This is a genomic window from Hoylesella timonensis S9-PR14 (assembly GCF_000762405.1).
Classification (GTDB): Bacteria; Bacteroidota; Bacteroidia; order Bacteroidales; family Bacteroidaceae; genus Prevotella; species Prevotella timonensis_A.
On sequence record NZ_JRPQ01000197.1, the window covers coordinates 1 to 3,306 of the forward strand.

Annotated in this window: 3 protein-coding genes and 1 pseudogene; 1 reads left to right on the forward strand and 3 read right to left on the reverse strand. The window is 43.9% G+C overall.

From position 1 onward, the window contains the following. The 3 genes and pseudogenes from HMPREF9304_RS11540 to HMPREF9304_RS11550 form a co-directional block, all read right to left on the reverse strand. Positions 1-200 (reverse strand): annotated as a pseudogene (locus tag HMPREF9304_RS11540) (hypothetical protein); the annotation flags it as partial. A gap of 139 nt (positions 201-339) precedes the next feature. Then, complete coding sequence (locus tag HMPREF9304_RS11545) at positions 340-807, reverse strand: DUF1896 domain-containing protein (protein ID WP_036929313.1); 468 nt, start codon at positions 805-807, stop codon at positions 340-342. Between the two features lie 27 nt (positions 808-834). Next, positions 835-2,067: a site-specific integrase gene (locus HMPREF9304_RS11550; RefSeq protein ID WP_004339662.1), complete on the reverse strand. Its 1,233-nt coding sequence runs from the start codon at positions 2,065-2,067 to the stop codon at positions 835-837. Positions 2,068-2,975: 908 nt separating this feature from the next. On the opposite strand from HMPREF9304_RS11550, the gene HMPREF9304_RS11555 reads away from it, so the two are divergent. Continuing rightward, positions 2,976-3,306, forward strand: a 331-nt coding sequence (locus HMPREF9304_RS11555; protein ID WP_036929316.1) for a helix-turn-helix domain-containing protein, incomplete at its 3' end; no start/stop codon positions are given.

Consider the following 3,306-nt stretch of genomic DNA (forward strand, 5'->3'; position numbering starts at 1 on the left):
GTAACTATCTTCGAGATAAGGTAAACTGCACCGATAACGATGGAAAGCAGAACGGCGAGTTCGATGAAGCGTGTCCAACCGAAGNGGCGGACTTGCTTGGGAGAAGTCGGCGGCTGCCTGTTCCTCTCGGTTTTATACGATGCGTCTGCCTTGATGAAGGCGGGCTGATGAATNTCTTGATTCATGATGATTGTTTTCATAATCGNGGCTTTTAATAGTTCAAGAGCGATAACAAGATGCTCTAACGACCCAAAGACAAGTGTTTGNAAAACTCTTGACGTGTGGAGTGGAGCGTTTATCTTGGCTCTTGACACTACAAAAGCCCCCGATGGTGAAGTATCAAGCCATGTTCTCACCGCCTATCGTNGGCAGACCATTGACCTNGATGAGCAGCACGATTGTACCAGTCAGCTCGGTGTACAGTTTGTCGTATTCTGTACCTGCCGCAAAGTCGTCCGTGAGTTCGTACTTGGCAAATACCGCTTGAATTGCCTTGTTGTTCAGCAAAATTAGTGCTAACCTTTCGGGAAGCGGACTTGGCAGTTCCTTCTCAAACTCCTGCTCCAGTACGGAAACAAGGGTATCATACTTTGAGAAGTGTAGGTCGTGGTACAGCACCTCGCTTGCCATCGTCTCTGCTTCGGGATGTGAGAAACCTTGCGCCACGGCATCGCAGTAAGCCGTCAATGCCTCGTCTGCGCGAGCGGTTATAAACGCATTGTCATTCACTCTCTCAGGNAAATGCTCTCCGAGATACGCTTCCAACTTCAGATGGAAGTAGGAAAGTTCTTTCTTTGTCGTTGTCATAAATTCAAAATTTTAGGGTTATATACATTATTTTTTGGAAATGCCTAATGCCGTATTGAAAGTACCCAACTTGTCAGCCAGCTCATCCATATCGTGTTCTATCTTCTTATTGGTAATACGGGCATAGATTTGCGTTGTCTTGATGTTGGTGTGTCCTAACATCTTACTTACGGATTCGATGGGAACTCCCTTGGATAGGGACATCGTGGCAAATGTGTGCCGGGCGAGGTGGAATGTCAGGTTCTTCTTGATACCGCAAATATCGGCAATTTCTTTCAGATAACTGTTCAGTTTTTGATTCGTCAGCATGGGGAAAAGTTTGCCATCACGATAGGTCTTGCCACTATATTTTGCAATGATGCTCTTGGGTATATCGAGTAAAAGAACGTTGGTTTCCACGCTCGTCTTCTGCCGCTTGGTCATTATCCACTGCTTGCCGTTGAGCGTGACGATGTTTTCAGGAGCGAGGTTGTACACGTCTATGTACGCAAGTCCCGTGAAGCACGAGAACACGAACACGTCCCTTACAAGTTCCAAACGACCGATGCCGAAATCTTTGTTGGCAATTTTAAGGATTTCCTCGTCTGTGAGGAATCCACGATTGACCGGTTCCATGTGAAAACGGATGTTGAGGAACGGATCATGGTGCAGGACACCTAGTTTCCTGCCCAGAATGGTAATCGTCTTGAAGGTTTTCATCATCCTCGTGGCTGTGTTGGGATTCTGCCCGACAACCGTTCGAAGATAAATGTCGAAGTCGTGTATCACGATATAGCCGAGTTCGGACAGGCGGATGTCAGACCGACCGTATTTATCACGAAGGAAATTTGAGAAGTGTTTCTTGCAGACGTTGTATTTCTGTAAGGTTGCAGCTTCGACCGACACGCCTACCTGCCGTGCAACGTCACTATTGTGCTTGTTGAAGAGGCTCATTAGGGTGTCCACATCCTCCTTCTTACCAAGATACTCCGACTTGATACGCTCCAAGGACACCTCGTCCGTCATCTCGACTTTCTTGAAGATGGTCTGGAGTCCGCTCTGAATGTTGTCAAGTTCGAGGTTGGTGGAAAGTGCTTCAGTTGTCCTTCCCTTCAATCGTTCCTTCTCCCTGTCCCATTGAGACTGTTGGACAGCAATGCCCGTCGAGCCGATGGAAAGGCGTTCGTTGTTGAGATAGATTCTCAGCATGACAGGGGTCTTGCCCTCCTTGTTCACATAATTGCTTCTGAGATAGAAGACTGCTCTGAAAATAGCTTTCATACATTTTACTGCTTTTAGTTGTAGCCTGAATAGAGGTCTTGTCCTAACACCTGCCATCTGTAGCCGTAGCTTGTCGGACACATTGTTGCCCGAAGTGGTGTATGGTAACAAAAACACCTCTGTAATCACGCTGCAAAGTTCAACATATTTGTTTGAATAGCAGTAATTTACGCATACTCCTTATGTNCTCTGTATGTACTCTTGGCTACATTTTTATTTTGCCTTGAAAATGTGTAGCCTGATTGTAGCCTTTTTAGAGNATTTTGGGAGTTTCTGCCCCCTCCGTGCATACTCTGAAATTTGGGATGGGTATAAAAGAAAAGTATCATAACTACTTGTAGCTATGATACTTACGTTTTTCTTAGGTTTCTCTCTGATATTCATTTCAGAGTACCTAAAGCGGAGAGAGAGGTTTATGAACCAAACTCTGCTAACTCGTTGTAATTAAATGTTCTATCAATTTTGACAAATCNGTAGTGTAGCATTTTTGTAGCAGTATTTTGACCGCTTGNTGACNACCATTCTGACTACCTGTTGAAAGCACAACTGCTCTCTTTTCTTGGGTACAAAAGTATATAAAATTGTACTAACCTCCAAATCTTTGTACCATAAATATTTAGATATTTTACTGCTACACTTTCCAGTGCAAGGTGCAAGCCCCTATATATAAGGGGACTTGCACCTTGCACTGGAGGGATTTTCTCAAAATTATTTGATTTTGTTCTGGAATGATTGTTATTACAATGTATTTTCGTTTATGAATTCTAGAAAACAAACCAATTAAATCATCCCATGTTGACATCGCCCATCATATTCATCTGCACCTAATGCAAGCCACCTTGCATGGGATGCAAACATTTGAATGAGGCGGGTTGCTCAAATTTAGGTGTCTTTGTAACTTTATACATATGAAACAGTTGCACAAAACCCTAAAGGAAAAGCGAGAGCATGAAGGATACTCACAGGAGTATATCGCTGAAAAACTGAAAGTTAGCTCAAGTACCATCTCAAGATGGGAAACAGGAGCTGTATCCATGAGTATAGTACAAATTTGTAGCTATGCCAAAGTTTTGGAAATGGATGAGGGTGATCTGCTTGCATCCATTGCAAGGAGAAGAAGAGAAATACCACCCCCATTTATCCGACTGGGCATTGACGTGTTTGATGAAGAGACTTATGGAAAAATAATGGATCTCGCCAAGGAATTGGGACCGCAGCACATGATCTTACAAACCAAAC

What these genes read in the sequence shown, in the direction of transcription:
- HMPREF9304_RS11550 (WP_004339662.1), bottom strand. Translation starts at nt 2,067, where the DNA reads ATGAAAGCTATTTTCAGAGCAGTCTTCTATCTCAGAAGCAATTATGTG.